Genomic DNA, 20,959 nt, shown 5'->3' with positions numbered 1-20,959 from the left:
GGACGGTTCGTCAGCCTTCCACAGCGTGCCGGGCGCGGGCCATGTGATCAGGATCAAGCCGCCTCGCGGGCCGCCCGCCACTCCGACGCCAGCATCGACCAGATCTCCAGGTCCAGGCGCTCGCCGTGGTGCTCGGTGTACTTGCGCATCGTCCCGTCCAGGGTCATGCCCAGGCGCTGGGCGGTCGCCCGGCTGCGCGGGTTCACCGTGGAGTTCCACCACTCGGCGCGGTACAGGCCGCGCTCCAGCAGCGCGTAGTCCAGCAGGTGCCGGACCGCCTCGGTGATCAGCCCGCGGCCGCGGCCGGCCGGCTCCGACCACACACCGATCTCGCACACCCCGCCCTTGGCGTCGAAGTGGACGAACATCGTCCCGCCGACCAGGGTGCCGTCGAGCCAGATCCCGTAGATCCGGCCGGCGTCGGCGGCCTGCTTGTCGGCGTAGCGCTGCAGGGTCGCGCGGGCCGAGGCCAGGTCGGTGCTGATGGAGGCCCACGGGATGAACGGGTCGACGGTGGCCCGGGCGCGGTCCACGTGCGCCAGGAACTCCTCGGCCTGCCACGGCTCAAGCGGGCGGAGCTCGGCGTTCTCGGCGAGTGCGACGGTGTACATGGGCGGCCCCTCCGGCGTTCCGACATACATAACAAACGTTTGGTAGGTACCCTAGCGCGATGACACCACCCGCCCGCGGAGACCACGAAGCACGCCGCCGGGACGTCTCCGAGGCGGTCTGGCGAGTACTCGCCGCCCGCGGCTTCGGCGGACTCACCCTGCGCGCCGTGGCCGCCGAACTCGGCGCCTCCACCGGGCTGCTCACCCACTACTTCCCCAACAAGCGGGCGCTGGTCGCGCACGCGCTGGACGTCCTCGACCGGCAGAGCGCCGAACGCCACCGCCCCGCCACCGCCGAGGCCGCCACCGCCCGCGGCCTGGCCGTGCTGCGCGCCGCGCTGCTCGACATCCTGCCGCTGGACGGCGCGGGCGCCGCCGGCAACCGGATCTGGGTCGGCTCCTGGGACGCCGCGCTCACCGACCCCGAACTGACCGCCGAACACGCCGAGCGCTACCGCCGCAGCCGGCGGCGGATGACCGAGCTGTGCGCCGAGGCGCAGGAACTGGGCGAACTCCCCGCCGACCGGCCGGCCGCGGACCTGGCCGCGCTGGCCCAGTCCTTCGCGCTCGGACTGGTGGTGCAGGCGCTCTTCGCGCCCGCCGAATTCCCGCCGGAGCGCCAACGCGCGCTGCTGGACGGCTTCCTGGCCGGTCTGGCGACGGGGGAGCGGGCGGGCCCGGACGGGGCGTGACCCGGGGCCGACCGGGGAGCTCAACGGGGACCGGCCGAGGGCGGGTCGGCGACTGGCCGGGGGGTGCGCCGGCGACCGGCCGGGTGCTGGCCGGGGGTGGGGCTGCTCGGCGGGTCGCCGGAGCCTTGTGTGCCCCCAGCAGGATTCGAACCTGCGACCTACCGCTTAGAAGGCGGGTGCTCTATCCGCTGAGCTATGGGGGCCGGGTGTGACGTCGGCCCGCTTGCCGGGCCTGGGCGCCGGGACGGGATGTTCCGGGACAGGATACGGGTGTTCAGTTCCGCCACCTGGACTTCGAAGACCCGACAGGGGTGTGTCGGCCTCCACGGGGCGGTCCGATAATCGCAGGTAGTGCCCTGATGCGCAGCGTTCTGCGGCGTCCTGGAGCCGGACGTTGTGCAGTCGTTACGGGGCTGTCGCCCCACCCGTTATGCATTCGGCGTGGCAATCCCCCGAACCGGCCCGCGGGTGGGGGCATGTTTAGGGGTTCGTTCAGGTGGATGACATGGACGGGGCGAGTTGACGCCCGCCCGTTCGGGGTTTCGGCGGTGGCGCGCAGGTGTCCTGCGGGTGTGCGGAGAGCCTTGTCGTGAACACGATCCCCGGTGCGTCACTTCAAGTGATCGATTCTGAACAGGAAATCACCGGTATTTCACTCTTGCGAGTTATCCCGGTTTTCCACAGGGCCGAGTTTTCCACAGGGGGAGCGAAGTTTCCGGTCCGAATTCGTCGGTGGGAGGAGGATCTGTCCGCGGCGGAAATACCGTCGGCGAAATGCGGTTCGGCCGGTCCGGCGGCCGGAGAGCGGAGGCAGGGGAATGGACGGCGCGCTGGTGACGATGGTCGGCAATGCGGCCTCGAATGTGACGTACCGGGAGACGGCCGGCGGGGTGGCCGTCGCCAGCTTCCGATTGGCCGCCACCGAGCGGCGCTACGACCGGGAGCGCGGTGATTGGGCGGACGGCGAGACCACCTGGCTGACGGTGGTGGCCTGGCGGCGGCTCGCGGTCAACGTGGTCAGTTCGGTCAACAAGGGAGACCCACTGGTGGTGAGCGGGCGGCTGCGGGTGCGCGAATGGGGAGAGGAGGGCAGTCGGCGCACGGAGGTGGAGATCGACGCCCGGGCGGTGGGGCACGATCTCGCCCGCGGCACCTCGGTCTTCAAGCGGGGGCTGGAGGCCCGGGCGGTGGAGGTCAAGGCGGGTGCGGCGCAGGGCAGTTCGGCGGCCGAGTGGCCGAGCGGCCCGGCGAGGGGCGGGTCGCGGGCGGTGCGGCTGGTGGAGGAGGCGGTGCCGGAGTGGATCGTCAGGGCGGTGGCGGCCCGCCGGGAGGCCGATGCGGCGGCGGGCGCGGCCGGCGGTGCCGCGGGCGGCCCGGCGGGTGTTGCGGCAGGTGGCGTCGCCGGGCCCGCGGGGCCGGGGGGTTCGGATGTGACGGAGGAGGTTCTGAACTGACGGATTCTGGGCACCTGAGGCACCGATCGGTGCAATCCTGATTGCCGCGGCGGCGGCTCGTGACTTTATGTCGACTCATCAACTCCCGCTGACAGTCCGCTCCTTGATAACGAAACAGCCACGATATCGTCCTGATTTGCTACGGGCGTCGAGTGCTCGGGCGGCGTCAATAGGATGCGTCTGGTCCACACACGTGCAGCGGCGCCACAGGGGGTTGCCGCTTTGCAGGGGGCGGGTTGCCAACGGCACGTCGCCGCCCGGAGGGATCGCACATGTTCCACAAGCAGGGGCGGGCTGTCTCCCGCATCGTTGCTGTCATGCTCGCGTCCGGTCTCGTCGTCGGGTCGGGGCTGCTCGCCACCGGTACCGCCGCCGCGGCCGACGGCCACTCGGGAGTGACCGGGAAGCTGCAGGGCGGCGTCCGCTACGGCGAGAAGATCGAACACGAAGTGAGCCCGGGCCACTGGCTGGCCATCCCCGCAGGGCAGTTCACGCTCGGTGTGGTCGGCACCGAGAGCACCTTGGACGTCTACTGCATCGACCTGCTCAACGACACGCTCAAGAACGCCACGTACCACGAGACCGACTGGGCCTCCACCTCGCTCTCCCAGCCGGAGAAGGTCAAGGCCAAGGCCGGCCCGAAGATCCAGTGGATACTCGAGCACTCCTTCCCGAACATCGACGAGGCCGCGCTCTCCAAGGCCTCGGGGATCGACGGCCTGACCAAGGACGATGCCGGTGCGGCCACCCAGGTGGCGATCTGGCACTTCTCCGACCCGAACGTCGCGGTCAGGCAGAGCAGCGACTTCCCGAAGGCCAAGCAGCTCACCGCCTGGCTGATCGCCCAGGCCGACGCCAAGGGCGGCGCCGAGGAGCCCAAGCCCTCGCTGGCCCTCAACCCGGGCTCGGTGGCCGGCAAGAGCGGTGAGACGCTCGGCCCGATCACCGTCACCACCGGCGGCGGCGCCGCCGACGTCGCCGTCGCCCTCGACAAGAAGGGCACCGACGCGGGGGTCACCCTGGTCGACAAGAACGGTGCCGCGGTGAAGACCGCCAAGAACGGCGACCAGCTGTTCGCGAAGGTCCCGGCCGGTGCGGACGCCGGCACCGCCACCATCAACGCGGACGCCTCCGCCACCATCAAGCTCGGCCGGGCGTTCGTCGGCGACGACAACGGCAAGCACAGCCAGACGCTGATCCTGGCCGGCAGCAACAAGGTCAAGGTCAACGCGCTCGCCACCCTCGCCTGGGCGCCCACCGGCCCGATCCCGGCCGCCACCGCCAAGGTCGACTGCACGCAGGGCGCGCTGGTCCTCACCGTCTCCAACAAGGGCGACCAGGACTGGAAGTTCACCGTCGGCGGCAAGGACGTCACCGTGAAGCCCGGCGCCACCCAGGACGTCGTCCTGCCGGTCGCCGAGGACACCGCCTACAACTTCACCGTCACCGGCCCGGGCGGCTTCTCGCAGACCTTCAGCGGCGTGCTGAACTGCAAGACCGACAGCGTCAGCCTGCCGCCGACCACCCCGCCGGCCACCCCGAAGCCCAGCTCGTCCGCTCCTGAGCTGGCCACCACCGGTGGCGGCATGGGCACCGGCATCACCGCCGCGATCGCCGGTGCGCTGGTCGTCGCCGGTGCCGCCGCGGTCTACGCCCTGCGTCGCCGCGGCCGCCACAGCCGCGCCTGACCCGCACGCTGACCCTCCCCGGCCGCCCGCCGGGGAGGGGCGGCCCCGCCCCCGCAACACTGGGGGCGGGGCCGTTCGCGTCCCGGGCCGCCCGCGGTCACGGCCCGGCCGGTCGCCGTCGCCGCACACCCTCGAGCGCGTTCGGGGCGGCACCGGCCTTACGGCACAATGGAACGCTGCAAGCCGATTAACTCGACGACGACGCCGGAGCGATCTCACGTGGCGGAATACATCTACACCATGCGCAAGGTGCGCAAGGCACACGGCGACAAGGTCATCCTTGACGACGTGACGCTCAGCTTCCTCCCCGGGGCGAAGATCGGCGTCGTCGGCCCCAACGGCGCCGGCAAGTCCACCGTGCTGCGGATGATGGCCGGCCTGGACCAGCCCTCCAACGGCGACGCCTTCCTCTCGCCGGGCTTCACCGTCGGCATGCTCCAGCAGGAGCCGCCGCTGGACGAGACGAAGACCGTGCTGGAGAACGTCCAGGACGGCGTCAAGGAGACCAAGGGCAAGCTCGACCGGTTCAACGAGATCGCCGAGCTGATGGCGACCGACTACTCGGACGCGCTGCTCGACGAGATGGGCAAGCTCCAGGAGGACCTGGACCACGCCAACGCCTGGGACCTGGACGCCCAGCTGGAGCAGGCCATGGACGCGCTGGGCTGCCCGCCCGGCGAGTGGCCGGTCACCAAGCTGTCCGGTGGCGAGAAGCGCCGCGTGGCGCTGTGCAAGCTGCTGCTGGAGCAGCCCGACCTGCTGCTGCTCGACGAGCCCACCAACCACCTGGACGCCGAGTCGGTGAACTGGCTGGAGCAGCACCTCGAGAAGTACCCCGGCACCGTCGTCGCCGTCACCCACGACCGGTACTTCCTGGACAACGTCGCCGAGTGGATCCTCGAGCTCGACCGCGGCCGCGCGTACCCGTACGAGGGCAACTACTCCACCTACCTGGAGACCAAGCAGACCCGTCTCAAGGTCGAGGGCCAGAAGGACGCCAAGCGCGCCAAGCGGCTCAAGGAAGAGCTGGAGTGGGTCCGCTCCAACGCCAAGGGCCGCCAGGCCAAGTCCAAGGCCCGCCTCGCCCGTTACGAGGAGATGGCGGCCGAGGCCGACAAGATGCGGAAGCTGGACTTCGAGGAGATCCAGATCCCGCCGGGCCCGCGTCTGGGCAGCGTCGTCATCGAGGTCGACCACCTCAACAAGGCCTTCGGCGAGAAGGTGCTGATCGACGACCTGAGCTTCACGCTGCCGCGCAACGGCATCGTCGGCATCATCGGCCCGAACGGCGCCGGCAAGACCACCCTGTTCAAGATGCTCCAGGACCTGGAGACCCCGGACAGCGGCACCGTCAAGGTCGGCGAGACCGTCAAGATCAGCTATGTCGACCAGACCCGCTCCAACATCGACCCGAAGAAGACCCTGTGGGAGGTCGTCTCCGACGGCCTCGACTGGATCAACGTCGGCCAGGTCGAGATGCCGTCCCGCGCCTACGTCTCCGCGTTCGGCTTCAAGGGCCCGGACCAGCAGAAGCCGGCCGGCGTGCTGTCCGGTGGTGAGCGCAACCGCCTCAACCTGGCGCTCACCCTCAAGCAGGGCGGCAACCTGCTGCTCCTCGACGAGCCGACCAACGACCTCGACGTCGAGACGCTGTCCTCGCTGGAGAACGCGCTGCTGGAGTTCCCCGGCTGCGCCGTGGTCATCTCCCACGACCGCTGGTTCCTGGACCGAGTGGCCACCCACATCCTCGCCTACGAGGGCGACAGCAAGTGGTTCTGGTTCGAGGGCAACTTCGAGTCCTACGAGAAGAACAAGATCGAGCGCCTGGGCGCCGATGCGGCCCGCCCGCACCGCGCGACCTACAAGAAGCTCACCCGCGGCTGATCCGCGGACGCTCACCCGCGGCTGACCCGCGGACGCACCGGCGGCCCGGCAGCCCACCCCCTCGGGGCGGACTGCCGGGCCGCGGCCCGTAGGCTTCCTGCGGGTCCACCTGATGTGAGGAGAACACCGTGGCACGCCACATCTACGCCTGCCCCCTGCGGTGGTCGGACATGGACGCCTTCGGTCACGTCAACAACGTGGTCTTCCTGCGCTACCTGGAGGAGGCCCGGATCGACTTCATGTTCACCCAGGCCGCCGAGGCCGGCGCCGGGGAGTTCGCGGGCGGGTCCGTGGTGGCCCGCCACGAGATCGACTACAAGCGGCCGCTGGTGCACCGCCCCGAGCCGGTCACCATCGAGACCTGGGTGACGAAGATCGGCGGAGCCTCGCTGACCGTCTCCTACGAGATCAAGGACATCGCCGAGGACGGCACCGAGACGGTCTACGTCACCGCCTCCACCGTGGTCGTCCCCTACAACCTCGTCGAGGGCCGCCCGCGCCGGATCAGCCCCGTGGAGCGGGAGTTCCTCAGCCGCTTCATGGACGAGCAGCCCGCCGCCGTCTGACCGGCCTCGGACCACGTCGCACCGAGACCGCCGCACTCACGAATCGAGCTGAACCCCCGTGACCGCGAACCCCCGCCTCGACCTCGCCGACCAGGGCGAGGCCGCCGACCTGGTGGCCCTCCTGGGCCGGCTGCTCCGCTTCGACCGGGCCGCCGCGGTCCGGTTGCAGGCGGTGCCGGGGGCGGACGGCGGCGGCGTGCTGGCGGTGTTCGGGCGGCTGCCGCTGGGCGGCTCGGCGGTGCTCGCGGTGCGTACCGTGCGGCTCGCCGGTGAGCCGGCGGCGGCCGATCTGACCGTCTCCGCCGGGCAGTTGCTGGAGTCCGTGGACGAGGCGGGCGCCCACCTGACGCTGCCCGCCCCCGTCACCGGCCCGTCCTGGGCGGGCCTGCTGCCGCCGCGCTCCGGCTGGCAGCCGCTCGGGCAGCCGCCGGTGGACCGGGTGATGGACGAAGTGCGCACCGCCGTCGCCGAGTTCAAGCAGCGCGTCGCCGAGGTGCCGGAGCACCACCGGAGCCGGCAGGCGGTGGACGCGATGGCGGACGAGATCTGGTCCCGGCCGCTGGGCGCCGCCGAGGGCCTGCCGCTGCGGGCCGCGCACGCCGCCCACGCGATCGGGTTCCTGCGGCCCGGCGCCCCGCTGCACGCGTTCCGGGCCGGCCCCTGGCTGCGTCTGGACGCCCCGGCCGGCTCGGTTGCCCTGCGTTCCGGCGGCGCCCCGGGCGCGGGCCTGGGGCTCAGCCCGCTGCGGTAGCCAGGAGCGGCGTCAGCCCGCGGTGTTGATCATCGCGGAGGCGGCGTACGTCATGTAGTTCCACAGCTCGCGCTCGTCCTCGGCGGGCAGCGCGAGCTGGTCGAGGGCGGTGCGCATGTTCCGCAGCCAGGCGTCGTGCGCGGCGCGGTCGACCTGGAACGGGACGTGCCGCATCCGCAGGCGCGGGTGGCCGCGGTTCTCGCTGTAGGTGCGCGGGCCGCCCCAGTACTGCATGAGGAACAGCGCGAAGCGTTCCTCGGCGGGGCCGAGGTCCTCCTCCGGGTACATCGGGCGCAGCAACTCGTCCTGGGCGACGCCCTGGTAGAAGAGGTGGACCAGCCGGCGGAAGGTCTGCTCGCCGCCGACGCGGTCGTAGAAGCTCTGCTCCTCCTCCGCCGTCGTCGGCTGCACGGTCTCCTCGTGTACGGTGTCGCGCCCGGTGTCAGTCACCCGTCCATGGTCGCAGACGCCGACGGGGGCCGTACACCGGGACTTTCGGTGTACGGCCCCCGTCGCGGGGCGGGTGCGGACGGCTACGCGTCGTCCCAGTTGAAGAAGCGCCAGGCGATGGCGGACAGCACCACCGTGAATCCCAGCAGGATGCCCATGCCGGGCAGGGCCTCGGCGATGCCGCCGCCCTGGCTGAGCACCGACTTGGCGGGGTTGATCAGGTAGCGCAGCGGCAGGGCCTTGGAGATGTCCTGCAGCCAGGTGGGCGCGAAGTCCAGCGGGATGAACGCGCCGCCGAGGAAGGACATCGGCAGGATGATCAGCTGGTTCAGGCCGTTCGCCGACTCCTCGGACTTCGCCAGCGAGCCGGTGAGCAGACCGAGCGACATGAAGGCCAGGGTGCCGCAGATCACCAGCGGGATCACCAGCCACCAGTTGCCGGTGAGCTTGAGGCCGAAGAAGTCCAGCTGCGCGACCGCGAGGAACAGCGCGGTCTGGGCGAGCGCCACGATCACGCTGACCAGCACCCGGGCGCCGACGATGGTGCCCGCCGAGATGGGCGCCAGCCGCAGGCGGCGCAGCACCCGCTTCTTGCGCCAGGTCACCAGGGTGAACGAGGCGCCGTAGACCGCGCCCATGGAGATGGCGTAGGCGAGCAGGCCGGGCGTCAGGTACTGGATCGGCTTGGTGGAGTCGTCCTCGACCTTGGTGGCGTCCAGGGTGAAGGCGGGGGTGGCGTGCGAGGCCTGCTGGTTGGCGGTCTGCACCAGGGAGTTCATGATGCCCTGCACGGTGCCGGACTTGACCTGGTCGGCCTGGCTGAAGCGGAGCACCAGCTTGCCGTCGGGGCCCTCGGTCACCAGGCCGTCGAGGTCGCCCTTCTTGACCTTGGCGAGGGCCTCGTTCTCGTCGGCGAAGGGGGTGATCTCCAGGACGGACAGTGGGCCGTCCTTCTGGTCCTTCAGCGCGTCCAGCAGCTTGACCTGGCCGACTTCGCCGACCTTGACGTGCGAGGTGCCGCCGCCCTTGTAGAGGACGCCGAACAGCACCAGGAACATCAGCGGCAGGGCCAGCGTGAAGAACAGGGTGCCCTTGTCGCGGACGAAGCCGAGCAGCATGACCCGGGACAGTCCGACGAAGGCGTTGGCCTTCTCCCGGCCGCCGTCGGCGGCGGGGGAGGTGGGGGCCTGGTCGGTGGCGGTCATGCCCGGTACTCCCGTCCGGTCAGCTGGAGGAAGACGTCCTCCAGGGTGGCGCCGCGGACCTCGAGGCCGCGCAGCGCGTTCTCCTCGGCCAGCATGGAGAGCACCGGCCCGGGCGCGTCGGTGGACAGGGCGAGGGTGATGCCGTCGTCCTCCAGGTTGCTGAACACCGAGCCGGCGGCGGTGAGCAGTTCACGGGCGCGGTCGGCGGTCAGCATTCCGGATTCCACCCGGATCCGGACGGTGTCGTCGATCTCGCGGACCAGCGCCGCGGGGGCGCCGGTGCGCAGCACCTTTCCGTGGTCCATCACCGAGACGCGGTCGCAGAGGATCTCCGCCTCGTCCAGGTAGTGGGTGGTGAGGACGACGGTGCGGCCCTCGGCGTTGATGTCGCGCAGCAGGTCCCACAGGTTGCGGCGGGCCTGCGGGTCGAGGCCGGTGGTCGGCTCGTCGAGGAACACCAGCTCCGGGTCGTGCACCAGCGCGCACGCGATGGACAGGCGCTGGGCCTGGCCGCCGGACATCTTGTCGGTCAGCGCGCCCGCCGACTCGGTCAGGCCGACCCGCTCCAGCATCGCGTCGGCCGCCTTGGGGCCGATGCCGTAGAAGGAGGCGAAGGTGCGGATGGTCTCGCGCGCCGTCAGCTTGTTGAAGAACGCCGACGCCTGGAACTGCACCCCGATGCGCGGCAGCAGCTTGCTGTTGCGCGGCCACGGAGACAGGCCGAGCAGCTCCACCCGGCCCTCGTCGGCCTCCCGGATGCCCTCCAGGATCTCCAGTGTGGTGGTCTTGCCCGCCCCGTTCGGTCCGAGCAGACCGTAGAACTCGCCAGTGCTGACGGAGAGAGACACTCCGTCGACAGCCTGGACATCCCCGTACCGCTTCCGGATCCCGTCCGCGGTTATTGCTTCAGTCATGGGGCGAGCGTAGGGGGTGCGGGCAGTGCCCACGAACACCCTTGTACGAATTTTGATCGTTCGGTGATGGCCGGACACGCCACCGGCCCGGCGGTGGAAGCTCTGAACGCCCCGCCGCCGGGCCGGTGGTGATGCACGGTCAGCGAACTGACCGCCTGTCAGGCCCGGTGCACCGTGATGGTGGTCCAGGCGCCGATGTGGATGCGGTCGCCGTCGTTCAGCGGGATCGCGGTGTGCGGCGGCAGGGTGTCCGGGCCGCCGTTGAGGGTGGTGCCGTTGGTGGAGTCCTGGTCGACCACCACCCAGCTGCCGTCCGGCTGTTCGGCGAGGAGGGCGTGCTGGTGCGAGGCGCCCGGGTCCTCCGGGGACACCGACAGGTCGATCTCCGGCACGGTGCCGCGCTGCTGGCTGCGCCGCCCGATCCGCAGCTGGCCCCGGCCGGTCAGCGGGATCCGCCGCTCCTGGGTGTACGGCGGGAAGAACAGCCCGGCCGCCTCCGGGCCGCTGCGGGTCATCATGTCGCTGAAGTAGTCGTGGTCGGCGGCCACCACGGCGAACCAGGTGGTGCGCTGCGGAGCGGCCGGCGGCTGGCCCTGCTGCTGACCGGGCTGCCCCTGCTGCCCGGGCGGGGTCAGCCGGAACGAGGTGCCGAAGTCGTCGCCGCTCTGCGGGGGACGCTGCTGCTGCCCCGGCTGCGGGCCGGAGGGCTCGGCGTACACCGGGCCCGGGCGCTCGTAGTCGCCGTCGGGGAAGGCGGCCGGCGGGCGCTTCTCGAAGCCGGGCGCGGCAGCAGGCCCGCCGTGGGCAGGCGCGGACGGTGCGGCGGGCGCGCCCGGGTAGCCGGGCGGCGGCGCGGAGGCCGGGCCGGGCGCGGGCTGCTGGTAGCCCGACCGCTCGTAGTCGGGCCGCTCGTACGGGTTCTGCGGCTCGAACGGCTGCTGCGGGCGCTCGAACGGCGTCGGCCGCTCGAAGCCGGGCGCGGGCGCGGCCGGTTCGAACGCGGACGGCTCGAACCCGGCGGGCGCGGACGGCGGCGCGGCCGGCGGCGCGGCGGGCGGCGGGAAGCCGTAGCCGTGCTGCGCGGACGGCGCGCCCTGCGGCGCCCGGCCCGGCTCGGGGTGGCCGTGCGGGCCGCCGGCGGGCTGCGGCGCGGGCGGCGGAGGCTGGTGCCCGGCCGGGGCGGGACCGCCCGGCGGGCGGGGCGTGACGGCCAGGTTGTAGTCGTACCCGCAGTCCTCGCAGTACCGGCCGGTCTGCGGGGTGCGGCAGATCGGGCAGGTGGCCAGCGCCGAGGTGGCGGCCGCGGGCGGCGGGGCGCCGTACGGGCCGGGGGCACCGGGTGCGCCGGGTGCGCCGGCGGCGGGCCCGGTGGGTGTGCCGCCCGCCGGGGTGGCGGGGCGGCGCGGCTCGAAGTAGCCGCCACCGCCCCCGGCCGGGGTGCCGCGCGGCGGGGTGCTGCCCGGCCCGGCGGGCGGGAAGCCACCGCCGTACGGGGCCTGCGGCGGGGCAGGCGCGGCGCCGGGCGCGCCGGGGCCGCCGGGCTGGGCCGGTGCGGCCGGGAATCCGGGGATCGCCAGCCCGGGCGGCGGGGTCATCGGGAATCCGCAGTAGTCGCACCAGTCCTCGGCCTGAGACTCGTGTCCCCTAGGGCAGATCGGCATCAGGTCCCCCACACTCCAGCAGGTTCGGGTCCGGCGGTGTCCGGCTCACTTCTTCACGCGTACGGTCTTGGTCGATCGGGTCTCGAGTGTCATCGAGTCGGCCTCGCTCACGTTCTTACGGAACCGAACGGTACCCTCCCCGGCGTCCACGACGTCCACCACCTTCCGCAGCAGCTTGAGGGTGCCCTCGTTGCCGCCGGCGTGGGCGAGGCGGACGGCGGCGCCGAGTTTGGCGGTGGCGCGGTCCAGGTCGCCGGCCCGGTGGGCCTCCAGGCCGTCGCGGATGGAGTCGGCGAGTTCGGCCTGTCCGGTGTAGTGCGCGACCTGGGCGTTGATCCGGGTCGAGGAGGCCAGGTCGTCGGTCCAGACGGCGCGCACCAGGCCCTGGCCGAGGACCTCGGCGGTGCCGTCGGCCTGCGGCAGGACCAGGCTGATCCGGGCGGCCAGCATCTCGTTGCCGACGGCGGCGGCCGGGACTTCGACGCACACGTGGTAGTCGCGGGACTCGTCGCCCCACGAGCCGGTCGGGTAGTCGCCCGCCCGAGGGCCGGCCTCGGTGCGGCGTTCGGTGAGGTCCTCGACGGCGGGCGCGACCTGCTTGACGAACTTCACCCGGGCGTTGGCGGGCGTCCACACCCGCAGGGCCACGTCGGCGACCTGCTTGCCCATGGCGGTGGCCATCATGGCGCGGAAGTCGTCGGCGAGGCCGGAGGGTTCGGCGACGATGTCGACGGTGCCGAGCAGCGCGGAGGAGATCTTCCGCAGTTCGGCGACCTCCCAGTCGGTGCCGACGCCCCGGCAGTCGGCGGTGAAGGCGCCGGTCGCCGCGTCCAGGGCGCGTTGCAGGTCGGCGGGCTTCTCGTGCTCGTTGCGGCCGTCGGTGAGCAGGACGGCGTGCCGGATCGACGCCTGCGGGTGCGAGTCGAACAGCTGCCGGGCCTTGGTGATCCAGGTACCGATCGCGGTGCCGCCGGACGGCTTGAGGCGGCGCAGCGCCTCCTTGGCGTGGCCGCGGGTGTACCGGTCGACGACGGCGAGCCGGCCGTTGCCGGGGAAGACGTCGACGGCCTCGTGGGTGCCGGCCACCACGGCGAACGCGACGCCGTCGCGCAGGGTGTCGATGGCGGCGGCGGTGGCCTCCCGGGCGTGCCGCATCTTGGTGTTCGGGTGCTCCATCGAGCCGGAGCAGTCGATCACCAGCACCACGGCGGCGCCCGGCCCGGGGGCGGGGGCCGCGCCGAGCGGCCGCCCCCCGGAGGTGCCACCGCCGGTCGCGGTGACGGTGACGATCGCGTTGACCTCCCGGGAGCCCTGCGCGAGGTACTCGTTCTGGAACACGTCGACGTCGAATCTCGGCGCGACGGGCTTGGACAACGAGGCCATGCGTGGGGCTCCTGTCGGAGAGTCGGGACGGTCAGTTCACGGCGGGTTCGGCGGCCTGGCGCAGCGGCACGGTGTCCGGGTCGGCGGCGGCGCGCGGCAGCGGGACGTCGACCAGGGTGGCGTCGTGGGTGGACGGGGCGACGTGCGGGTCGATCGGCAGCACGGCGACGGTGATGTTGTCGTGCCCGCCGCGCTCGACCGCGAACCGCACCAGCTCGCGGGCGGCGGCCAGCGGTTCGGCGCGGGCGTCGGCGCGGACGAAGAACGCCAGGTCGGTGGCGGCCTCGGCGTAGTTCCACAGGCCGTCGGTGCAGATCAGCAGCACGCCGGGGACGTGCGGGGTGAAGCTGACGGTGTGCGGGTCGAGGTCCTCGGCGTCGGCGCCGAGCCAGCCGGTGATGGCGTGGGCGCGCGGGTCGGCGTAGGCCTCGGCCTCGTCCATCAGCCTGGCGGCGACCATCCGGGCCGCCCAGGAGTCGTCCTCGGTGAGGCGGTACGGCTCGGCGGACTCGCGGTCGTCGGGGATCCAGTAGGCGCGGGTGTCGCCGACCCAGCCGATGGTGACCAGGCCGCCGGTGCTGACCGCGCTGACGTAGGTGCAGGCGGGCGCGTTGTTGTGGCGGCCCGGTTCGGCGGGGGTGCCGTCGTGGGCGAGCGCGGTGACGGCCCGGTTGGCGGCGCCGATTGCCTCGTGCATGGCCCGGCCGGGGTCGCGGCCGGCCGCCAGTGCGGCGAGCAGCGAGTCGGTGGCTGCGGTGACGGCGGTGGCGGACGCCTCGTCGGGGCGGGCCGAGGAGGAGACGCCGTCGCAGACCACGGCGACCACGGCGGGCGCGCCGTCCGGGCCGTCGGTGGTGGCGACGCCGAACGCGTCCTCGTTGCGGTGGTGGCGCAGGCCCCGGTCGGAGACCGCGGCGACGCCCGTCACCTGGTGTTCCTGGTGGTCGCGTTCGCGGGGCTGGGCGTGCCCGCAGCGCTGGCACCAGCCGTCGGCGAGCTCGGTGGAGCCGCAGTTCGGGCAGCTGGGTACCACCGGCAGGTCGCGGAGGGTCGGCGGTCCGGTCAGGGCAGTGCCGCAGGCCCCGCAGAAGGCGTCCTGGGGCCCCAGCGGTTCGGCACAGGTCGGGCACTCGGTCTGCTGCGGCATGTTCACACCCACGTCCGGGGGCGGGCCCGGTTGGCCCGTTCCACCCACTCGATCCTTTTCTCGGCACGGTCGGTCAACCGTGCCAACACCCGGTAGGAGTGTTCCAGGGCGAGCCGCAGTTCCCGTTCCGCGGCGGGATGTCCCAGCACGGTCAGCGTGGCGGGCTTCCCTTCGGCTCCGGCCAGTACCCACTCCAGGGCGGTCTCCAGTACTTCGGCGGCGAGTTCGGCGCGCCGCCGGGCGTCCAGCGCGAGGGCCGTCAGCTGGGTGGAGCTGTCGGCGAGCTCGGCGGCCAGCGGCTCGGTGGCGGCGCGGCCGCGCAGCCGGGCCCGGACGGCGCCGATCCGGGCCGCGGTGTGGTGCGTGGAGCTCTCCGGCACCGACTCCAGCGCGGCGACCGCGCCGGGCCGGTCTCCGGCCCGCAGCCGGACCCGGGCCAGGCCGAACGCGGCGCCGACGAACGACCGGTCGGTGCCGCCGACCAGCCCGTAGTGGGCGGCGGCCTCCTCGGTGTCGTCGAGCAGTTCGGCGCAGACCGCGAGCGCCAGCTTGGGCGCGGCCTCGCCCGGGAACGCGTCGTACACGGCGTCGAAGGACTCGGCGGCGGTCTCGGCCCGGCCCGCGGCGAGCGCGGCCAGCCCGCGGTACCACACCACCCGCCAGTCGCCGGGGTGTTCGTCCTCCAGGGCGGCCAGCGCCTGGCCCGCGGTGTCGTCGTCGGCGAGTTCCAGGTGGGCGCGCACCACCCGCAGGCGCAGCTCCGCGGAGTCGGCGCCGGCCGTGCGCAGGGCGGTGAGGGCCTCGGCGGGGTCGGTGGCGGGCAGGGCGGACAGGAAGCCGGCGTTCGGGTCGGCCGGGTCGACCAGCGGCGCGGGCAGCGCCAGCGCGGCGGCCCGGGGGTCCGGCGGCTGCTCGCCGAAGTCGGGGTCCACCACGCGCAGTTCCGGGCCGAACAGGGTGGAGACGGCGGGCCGGGGCCGGCCGTCCTGGAGGCTGAGCACCTCGCGCAGCACGCCGGTGAGCTGCCCGGCCATCTCCTCGGCGGAGGCGAACCGGCGGGCCGGGTCCGGGTCGGTGGCGCGCAGCAGGAAGCGGTGGAAGGACTCGTAGCGGGCGAACACCTCGACCTCGTCCGGGCCCGGCAGCTCGTGCCGCCGGCGGCCGGTCCAGCCCTGGAAGTCGAAGGTCAGCACGGCCAGCGTGCGGCCCACCGTGTACAGGTCGGAGGCGGGGGAGGGGCCGTCGGTGGCGATCTCCGGGGCCTGGTAGCCGACGGTGCCGTAGATCGGCCCGTCGTCGTCGTGCCGGCGGACCGCGCCCAGGTCGATCAGCTTGAGGGTGTCGTCCGACTGGATCACGTTGTCGAGCTTGAAGTCGCAGTACACCAGCCCGCGGGCGTGCAGGTAGCCGAGCGCGGGCAGCGCCTCCAGCGCGTACGCGACGGCCTGCTCGACCGGCATCGGCTCGCGGTGGCCGTCCGGGGTGCGGCGCTCGCCGGCGATGTCCTTCAGCGACTTGCCGCCGACGTACTCCATCACGATGTAGCCGTCGGCGGCGGCGGTGCGGGCGTCCGGGTGCTCGACGAAGTTGATGATCCGGACGATGTTCGGATGATCGACCTCGGCCAGGAAGCGGCGTTCGGCGATCGCCACCGCCAGCGCGTCCTCGTCGCCGGTGTCCAGCAGGCCCTTGAGCACCACCCAGCGGTCGTTGACCCGGCGGTCCACCGCCAGGTAGATCCAGCCCAGGCCGCCGTGCGCCAGACAGCCCATCACCTCGTACTGGCCGCCGACCAGATCGCCGCGCACCAGCTTCGGGGTGAACGAGTACGGGGTGCCGCACTTGGTGCAGAAACCCTCCGGGCGGCCCGGGACACCGTTCTTCTCCCGGCCCACCGGGTGGTCGCAGCGCGAGCAGAACCGCTTCTTCTCCGGCACCTGCGGGTCCGTCAGCACCGCCTTCGACGGGTCGGCGGTCGGCACCGGCGGCACCGCGACCAGGCCCGCGCCGAGGTTGCCGCGCCGACCGCTGCCGCTGCTGCCCCGGGAGCTGCGCACCGAGACCGAGCGGCCGGAGGCGGTGCGGGCGGAGCGGCGCGAGCGGCCCGAGGAGGTCGGGGCCGGGCCGGACCACGCGGAGGTGGAGGCGCCGGACTCGGTGGTGACGCGGCCGGTGCCGGTGCCGGTGCCGGTGCCAGTGCCGGTGGTGCCGGTGGCGGGTTCGGCGGCCAGGCCGCAGTCGTCGCAGTAGCCGTCGGGGTCGATGGTGCCCGCGCAGTCGGGGCGTCCGCACGGCTCGCCGGGGGCGGGGGCCTTGCGCGGGGCCTGCGCGGAGACGGGGGCGGAGGCCGGTGCGGAGACGGGCCCGGACGCCGTGCGCGGGGCCGGGACGGAGGCGGTTGGGGGTGCCAGGCCGCACTCGGTGCAGTAGCCGTCGTCGTCGATCCGGCCGTCGCAGTCGGGGCGGCCGCAGGGCCGGTCCGGGGACGCGGAGTTGGCGGCGGCGGGGGCGAGACCGCACTCGGTGCAGTAGCCGTCGCCGTCGATCTCGCCGTCGCAGTCCGGACGGGCACACGCCTCAGCCATCGGTCTCCTCCCCCTCGGAACTGTCCTTGATCTGCGGTGCGGGCTCGGCCTGCGGTGTGGGCTCGCTCGGCGGCGCGGGCTCGGCCTGCGGTGCGGGTTCCAGCTGTGGTGCGGGCCGGCGCTCCGGGGCGCGCAGCGCGTGCTGGAAGCGGGCGACGGCCTCGGCGCCGGCCCGCAGGTCGCACGGGGCGCTCCAGAGCAGCCAGCGGGCCTTCTCGAAACGTTCGACCACTTCGGGGTCCTCGGCCAGGCCGAGCCGGGCGGCCATCGCCTTGTACGCCTCCAGCCGGCCGCGCAGTTCGGCCCGGACGGCGAGCGGCTGGGCGACCTCGGTGAGGGCCTGCCGGGCCCGGCCGAGTTCCTTGTCGGCGGCGTCCTCCAGGGCGTCCAGCAGCGGGCCGAGCCGGTGCCACTGGCCGGTCTGCTGGTAGCCGACGGCCTGGGTGATCGCCTCGCGCAGCGCGGACGCCGGGCCGGGTACGGCGGGTACCTCGGTGGCGGCGATCTTCGCCAGCACCTCGCCGCGGGCCCGTCTCGCCTCGGCGAGCGTCAGGTCGGCGCGCTGGAGCAGGTCGGCGACCTGCTGGAGGCGTTCGTGGGACTCGTCGCGCAGCCGCAGCAGCGCCTCCAGTTCGACCCGGACGTCGTCCAGGGCGCGGCCCATCCGGTCGAAGCCGGAGGTGTCGACGGCGCCGGTGGGGGAGGCCCAGGTGGCGTCCTCGGCGGCGCGACCGCGCTGCGCGGGCACCCGGGACGGCCGCCACAGGGCCAGCGGGTCGGCCACCACCTCGGCCCGCAGCGCCGTCAACTGCCCGGCCAGCTGCGCGAGGTCGTCGGCCAGCGGGTGCCCGCCGGGGCGGACTCCGACGGAGAGCGCGAGCATCTGCACCCGGCCGAGTTCGGCGAGCAGCAGGTCGATCCGGGCGGGCAGCGCCGACCACACCGCGTCGACGGCGCTGACCACCTCGACCACCACGGCGTACCAGGCGTTCATCCGCTCCAGCAGCTCGGCGAGCGTGACCCGCTCCACCAGCCGGGCGGGCGCGCCGAGTTGACCGGCCGCCTCGGGGAGGCGGCCGCCGGAGACGGTGACGGCGCGGCCGGAGAGCAGTTCGCCGAGCTCGGCGAGTTCGGCGGCGGTGGGCCGGGTGCGGCGCGAGCGCACGGCGCGGGCCGAGGCCAGCGCCTCCGCGTACCGGTCGAACAGCGCCCACAGCAGCGCCATGCCGCCCTCGGCGACCGCCCAGCGCTCCTGGGTGCGCCCGGACAGTTCGGCGCCGGTCAGCAGCCGCAGCCCGGGGTGGTCCTGGAGCGCCAGCAGCGCCGCCTCGACCGCGTCGCGTTCGGCGCCCAGCCGGGCCAGCGCGCGGTCCACCTGCTCACGGTTCATCACCGGGCGGTTCCCTCCGGCCATCGCGGTTCCTCCTCTCGGGCACGCTCGTGGTGACGGGGCGTCGCTCCGTCGGCGGCAAGTCTCCCCGACGTCCGCCCCGGGGCGGACGCCGGTCCCCCGCCGGACGGTCACGGCAGGTACGGGTCCGGGGCCCCCATGGTGTCGCGCAGCCAGTGGTCGTAGGACGCCTGCCAGCTGCCGTCGGCTCGCCGGTCGACCAGCACCTGGTTGACCCACGCGATCAGATCGGTGTCGTTCTGGTTCATCGCCACGCCCATCCAGGCGGGCAGGATCGGCTCGCCGACCATCTCCACCAGCGGGTCCTGGGCGACCTGCGCGGCGGCCAGCTCGCTGTCCGTCAAGGTGGCGTCCACCTCGCCGAGTTGCATCCGCACCAGGCAGTCCAGCTGGCTCTCCAGGGCGAGCACCGAGACGGTGCCGTGCGGGTCGCGCTTCAGCTCGGCCTCCGAGGAGGAGGTCTGCGCGACGCACGCCCGCTTGCCCTTCAGCGCCTCGGCCAGCGACTTGGCGTGCGCGGACTTCGGCACCACCACCCGCTGGGCGACCCGGAAGTACGGCGCGGAGAAGGCGATGTCCTTCTTGCGCTCGCAGGTGATGGTCATGGTGCGGGTGATCAGGTCGACCTCGCCGTTCTTCACCGCCTCGACCCGGCGGGCGGTGGGCACGGTCTTCAGGGTGACCTTGTCCGGGTCGCCGAGCAGCGACTTGGCGATGGCGTGCGCCAGGTCGAGGTCGAAGCCCTCGATCCGGCCGGTCTGCGGGTTGCGGAAGCCCCAGTGGTAGCTGTTCTGGTCGACGCCGACCACCAGGGTGCCGCGCTCGCGGATCTTGGCGATCTTCGCGCCGGCCGCCTGACGGGGCGGCAGCGAATCCGTCGGATCGCAGCTGTCGGTGGCCGCTGCCGGTGCCTGGGGCGCGGTCTGCGGGGCGGGCCCGCCCGCGCCGTCGGCGCTGCCGGTGGCGAGCACCCCGGCCGCGAGCACCACCGCCGCCACCACGAAACGTGACCTTGCCGTACGCATCCCTCGTCCCCCCTCTACCGGTACTCGGCCAGTCGGCGGCCGATGCCGCGCAGCGCGGCGGCCGCGCCCAGCACGGTCAGCACGCCGGCGGCCACCGCCTGGCCGGCCAGCACGCCGTCCACGCCGCCCGTGGCCCGGGCGAAAATGTCCTGCTCGGCCTTCGCGGCGGCTGCCCACTGCTGGTCGGCGGCCCGGAACGCGGCGTCGGCGGTGTCGGTGCCGCCCGCCGTCAACGTCCGTTGCAGCGCGGCCTCGTAGTCGCCGGCCGAGTTCTTCGCGGCGGCGTCCTTGTGCCGGTCCTGCCACTGCTGGTACTGCTGCTTCGCGTCGTTCAGCGGGCCGGCCGCCGCGGCCGGGGCGTCGATCGGCAGCTCGCCGAGCGAACCGTCCGCCCGGGCCGGACCGTTCAGCTTCGCGGCCAGGGCGTCCCACTGCTTGGTGTACTTGTCGGTCGCGCCGCGCGCCACCAGGTCCAGGTTCTCCGCGGTGTGCGCCTGGAGCGCCTCGATCCGCACCCCGTCCAGGCGGCGCAGCGGCTGGGTGCCGTGGACGCGGCCGTCGAACAGGTCGCCGGACGCGGTCGCGGTGCCCGCCATCAGCCACCCCAGCGCGGCCAGCACCGCCAGCGAGCCGCCGAGCAGCCCGAGGTTGAACACCCGGTTGGTGCGCCGGAACAGCAGCACCTGGTAGCGGACCAGCGCGGCCAGCGCCAGCACACCGAGCGCCAGCGCCGTCCACGGGAAGGCGCCGGCCTCGCGGTAGTCGGTGTCCAGGCGGGCCGATTCGGCGTCGGCGAGGCGCTGGGCCTGCGGCAGCACGGTGCCCTGCATCAGGTCGGAGGCGTACCGCAGGTAGGCCCCGCCGAGCGGCAGGCCCTGCCGGTCGACGGCCCGGGCGGTCTCCACCAGGCCCGCGTAGCGCGGCAGTTGCTGGTTGAGTTCGGCCAGCGCGCGCTGCGACTCGGCCGAGCCGCCGCTGCGGCCCGCGGCCTCGGCGAGCAGCCGGGCGGCGGTCGCCAGGTCGTCCTGGTAGCGGGCGCGGACCTCGGCGGGCTCGTTGCCGGCCAGCAGGAACCCGGCGGCGGCGGTCGCGTCGGCGTCCGCCAGCCGGCGGTGGATCTCGGCGGCGTCCTGGCTGAGCGGGCCGCTGGCCGACACCACCTGCCCGGCCGCCCGGGACCGGTGCGCGGACTGCCACACCGCCACCGTGCCGAACAGCAGTATCAGCGCGGCCAGCACCGCGCCCGCGGCGCGCAGCCGCCCCGGCGGGGTGGCCGCCGCGCTGCGCAGCCTGGCCACCGGCCCCGGTTCGCGGGCCGCCGCGGGCGCGGGTGCGCCCGCCTGCTTCGTCACTGCCGGTGCTGCCACCGTCCGACCTCCCCGTCCGACGTCCCCCGTCACCCCGCAGTATGGCGGGCCGCGCCGTCCACCACACCTGACTTGAGCGGGAGTTGATCTCTTTGTTCCCGTTCGGCCGCGGTGCGGTCCGCGCCCGCTGCGACGCGTGGCCGACGGCGGACGGTTCCGGGTCCT

At 73.6% G+C, this 20,959-nt stretch carries 17 protein-coding genes and 1 tRNA gene; 6 read left to right on the top strand and 12 right to left on the bottom strand.

Going from position 1 to position 20,959, the window contains the following annotated elements; genetic code table 11:
- Window positions 1–53: 53 nt before the first annotated feature.
- Window positions 54–611, bottom strand: coding sequence for a GNAT family N-acetyltransferase (locus ACIHEI_RS20540; RefSeq protein WP_396607603.1), 558 nt, complete (start codon window positions 609–611; stop codon window positions 54–56).
- 59 nt (window positions 612–670) lie between these two features.
- Between ACIHEI_RS20540 and ACIHEI_RS20535 the strand changes: the two genes are divergently transcribed.
- Window positions 671–1,303, top strand: a complete 633-nt coding sequence (locus ACIHEI_RS20535; RefSeq protein ID WP_396607602.1) for a TetR/AcrR family transcriptional regulator — start codon at window positions 671–673, stop codon at window positions 1,301–1,303.
- Window positions 1,304–1,433: 130 nt separating this feature from the next.
- On the opposite strand, the gene ACIHEI_RS20530 is transcribed toward ACIHEI_RS20535, so the two are convergent.
- Window positions 1,434–1,506: transfer RNA gene (locus ACIHEI_RS20530), tRNA-Arg, on the bottom strand.
- A 615-nt stretch (window positions 1,507–2,121) separates the two neighbouring features.
- Here ACIHEI_RS20530 and ACIHEI_RS20525 point away from each other — a divergent pair.
- The 5 genes from ACIHEI_RS20525 to ACIHEI_RS20505 all read left to right on the top strand — a co-directional run bounded on the left by ACIHEI_RS20525 (window position 2,122) and on the right by ACIHEI_RS20505 (window position 7,646).
- Window positions 2,122–2,757 (top strand): single-stranded DNA-binding protein, encoded by a 636-nt coding sequence (locus ACIHEI_RS20525; RefSeq protein WP_396607601.1) that lies wholly within the window; start codon window positions 2,122–2,124, stop codon window positions 2,755–2,757.
- 272 nt (window positions 2,758–3,029) lie between these two features.
- Window positions 3,030–4,445, top strand: coding sequence for a Cys-Gln thioester bond-forming surface protein (locus ACIHEI_RS20520; protein WP_392956894.1), 1,416 nt, complete (start codon window positions 3,030–3,032; stop codon window positions 4,443–4,445).
- A gap of 219 nt (window positions 4,446–4,664) precedes the next feature.
- Complete coding sequence (ettA, locus tag ACIHEI_RS20515) at window positions 4,665–6,329, top strand: energy-dependent translational throttle protein EttA (RefSeq protein WP_387646603.1); 1,665 nt, start codon at window positions 4,665–4,667, stop codon at window positions 6,327–6,329.
- A 128-nt stretch (window positions 6,330–6,457) separates the two neighbouring features.
- Window positions 6,458–6,895, top strand: a complete 438-nt coding sequence (locus ACIHEI_RS20510) for an acyl-CoA thioesterase (protein WP_387646600.1) — start codon at window positions 6,458–6,460, stop codon at window positions 6,893–6,895.
- A gap of 58 nt (window positions 6,896–6,953) precedes the next feature.
- Window positions 6,954–7,646 (top strand): hypothetical protein, encoded by a 693-nt coding sequence (locus tag ACIHEI_RS20505; RefSeq protein WP_396607600.1) that lies wholly within the window; start codon window positions 6,954–6,956, stop codon window positions 7,644–7,646.
- A 12-nt stretch (window positions 7,647–7,658) separates the two neighbouring features.
- On the opposite strand, the gene ACIHEI_RS20500 is transcribed toward ACIHEI_RS20505, so the two are convergent.
- The 10 genes from ACIHEI_RS20500 to ACIHEI_RS20455 form a co-directional block, all read right to left on the bottom strand.
- The gene (locus ACIHEI_RS20500) at window positions 7,659–8,057 is read right to left on the bottom strand and encodes a globin (protein ID WP_392952005.1); all 399 of its coding nucleotides are present in this window, start codon (window positions 8,055–8,057) and stop codon (window positions 7,659–7,661) included.
- A gap of 122 nt (window positions 8,058–8,179) precedes the next feature.
- Entirely contained in the window at window positions 8,180–9,301 is a 1,122-nt protein-coding gene (locus ACIHEI_RS20495; protein ID WP_396607599.1) for an ABC transporter permease, read from the bottom strand.
- Entirely contained in the window at window positions 9,298–10,215 is a 918-nt protein-coding gene (locus ACIHEI_RS20490; protein WP_392951602.1) for an ABC transporter ATP-binding protein, read from the bottom strand. Before ACIHEI_RS20490 ends, ACIHEI_RS20495 begins: the two co-directional genes overlap by 4 nt.
- Before the next feature lie 158 nt (window positions 10,216–10,373).
- Window positions 10,374–11,810, bottom strand: a complete 1,437-nt coding sequence (locus ACIHEI_RS20485; RefSeq protein WP_396607598.1) for an FHA domain-containing protein — start codon at window positions 11,808–11,810, stop codon at window positions 10,374–10,376.
- Between the two features lie 111 nt (window positions 11,811–11,921).
- A complete protein-coding gene (locus tag ACIHEI_RS20480; protein ID WP_387862653.1) occupies window positions 11,922–13,259 on the bottom strand; it encodes a VWA domain-containing protein in 1,338 nt (445 codons plus the stop codon).
- 31 nt (window positions 13,260–13,290) lie between these two features.
- Complete coding sequence (locus ACIHEI_RS20475) at window positions 13,291–14,406, bottom strand: PP2C family serine/threonine-protein phosphatase (protein WP_387646581.1); 1,116 nt, start codon at window positions 14,404–14,406, stop codon at window positions 13,291–13,293.
- 2 nt (window positions 14,407–14,408) lie between these two features.
- Window positions 14,409–16,991, bottom strand: a complete 2,583-nt coding sequence (locus tag ACIHEI_RS20470; protein WP_396607597.1) for a tetratricopeptide repeat protein — start codon at window positions 16,989–16,991, stop codon at window positions 14,409–14,411.
- A complete protein-coding gene (locus tag ACIHEI_RS20465; RefSeq protein ID WP_396607596.1) occupies window positions 16,984–18,405 on the bottom strand; it encodes a hypothetical protein in 1,422 nt (473 codons plus the stop codon). The genes ACIHEI_RS20470 and ACIHEI_RS20465 overlap by 8 nt, the downstream gene beginning before the upstream one ends.
- Before the next feature lie 107 nt (window positions 18,406–18,512).
- Window positions 18,513–19,427: a glutamate ABC transporter substrate-binding protein gene (locus tag ACIHEI_RS20460; protein ID WP_396607595.1), complete on the bottom strand. Its 915-nt coding sequence runs from the start codon at window positions 19,425–19,427 to the stop codon at window positions 18,513–18,515.
- A gap of 14 nt (window positions 19,428–19,441) precedes the next feature.
- On the bottom strand, window positions 19,442–20,794 hold the full coding sequence (locus ACIHEI_RS20455) for a hypothetical protein (protein WP_396607594.1): 1,353 nt from the start codon (window positions 20,792–20,794) through the stop codon (window positions 19,442–19,444).
- Window positions 20,795–20,959 lie beyond the last annotated feature (165 nt).

Source organism: Kitasatospora sp. NPDC051984 (assembly GCF_044593455.1).
In the GTDB taxonomy this organism is placed as follows: Bacteria; Actinomycetota; Actinomycetes; order Streptomycetales; family Streptomycetaceae; genus Kitasatospora.
This window is presented reverse-complemented; position numbering and strand designations above follow the sequence as displayed.

Bases quoted from the DNA above. Each gene is read 5' to 3' on its own strand.
- ACIHEI_RS20525 (WP_396607601.1), top strand. From the start codon at position 2,122: ATGGACGGCGCGCTGGTGACGATGGTCGGCAATGCGGCCTCGAATGTG.
- ACIHEI_RS20465 (WP_396607596.1), bottom strand. From the start codon at position 18,405: ATGGCCGGAGGGAACCGCCCGGTGATGAACCGTGAGCAGGTGGACCGC.
- ACIHEI_RS20470 (WP_396607597.1), bottom strand. From the start codon at position 16,991: ATGGCTGAGGCGTGTGCCCGTCCGGACTGCGACGGCGAGATCGACGGC.
- ACIHEI_RS20485 (WP_396607598.1), bottom strand. From the start codon at position 11,810: ATGACCCCGCCGCCCGGGCTGGCGATCCCCGGATTCCCGGCCGCACCG.
- ACIHEI_RS20540 (WP_396607603.1), bottom strand. From the start codon at position 611: ATGTACACCGTCGCACTCGCCGAGAACGCCGAGCTCCGCCCGCTTGAG.
- ACIHEI_RS20520 (WP_392956894.1), top strand. From the start codon at position 3,030: ATGTTCCACAAGCAGGGGCGGGCTGTCTCCCGCATCGTTGCTGTCATG.
- ACIHEI_RS20495 (WP_396607599.1), bottom strand. From the start codon at position 9,301: ATGACCGCCACCGACCAGGCCCCCACCTCCCCCGCCGCCGACGGCGGC.
- ACIHEI_RS20475 (WP_387646581.1), bottom strand. From the start codon at position 14,406: ATGCCGCAGCAGACCGAGTGCCCGACCTGTGCCGAACCGCTGGGGCCC.
- ACIHEI_RS20490 (WP_392951602.1), bottom strand. From the start codon at position 10,215: ATGACTGAAGCAATAACCGCGGACGGGATCCGGAAGCGGTACGGGGAT.
- ACIHEI_RS20480 (WP_387862653.1), bottom strand. From the start codon at position 13,259: ATGGCCTCGTTGTCCAAGCCCGTCGCGCCGAGATTCGACGTCGACGTG.
- ACIHEI_RS20535 (WP_396607602.1), top strand. From the start codon at position 671: ATGACACCACCCGCCCGCGGAGACCACGAAGCACGCCGCCGGGACGTC.
- ACIHEI_RS20460 (WP_396607595.1), bottom strand. From the start codon at position 19,427: ATGCGTACGGCAAGGTCACGTTTCGTGGTGGCGGCGGTGGTGCTCGCG.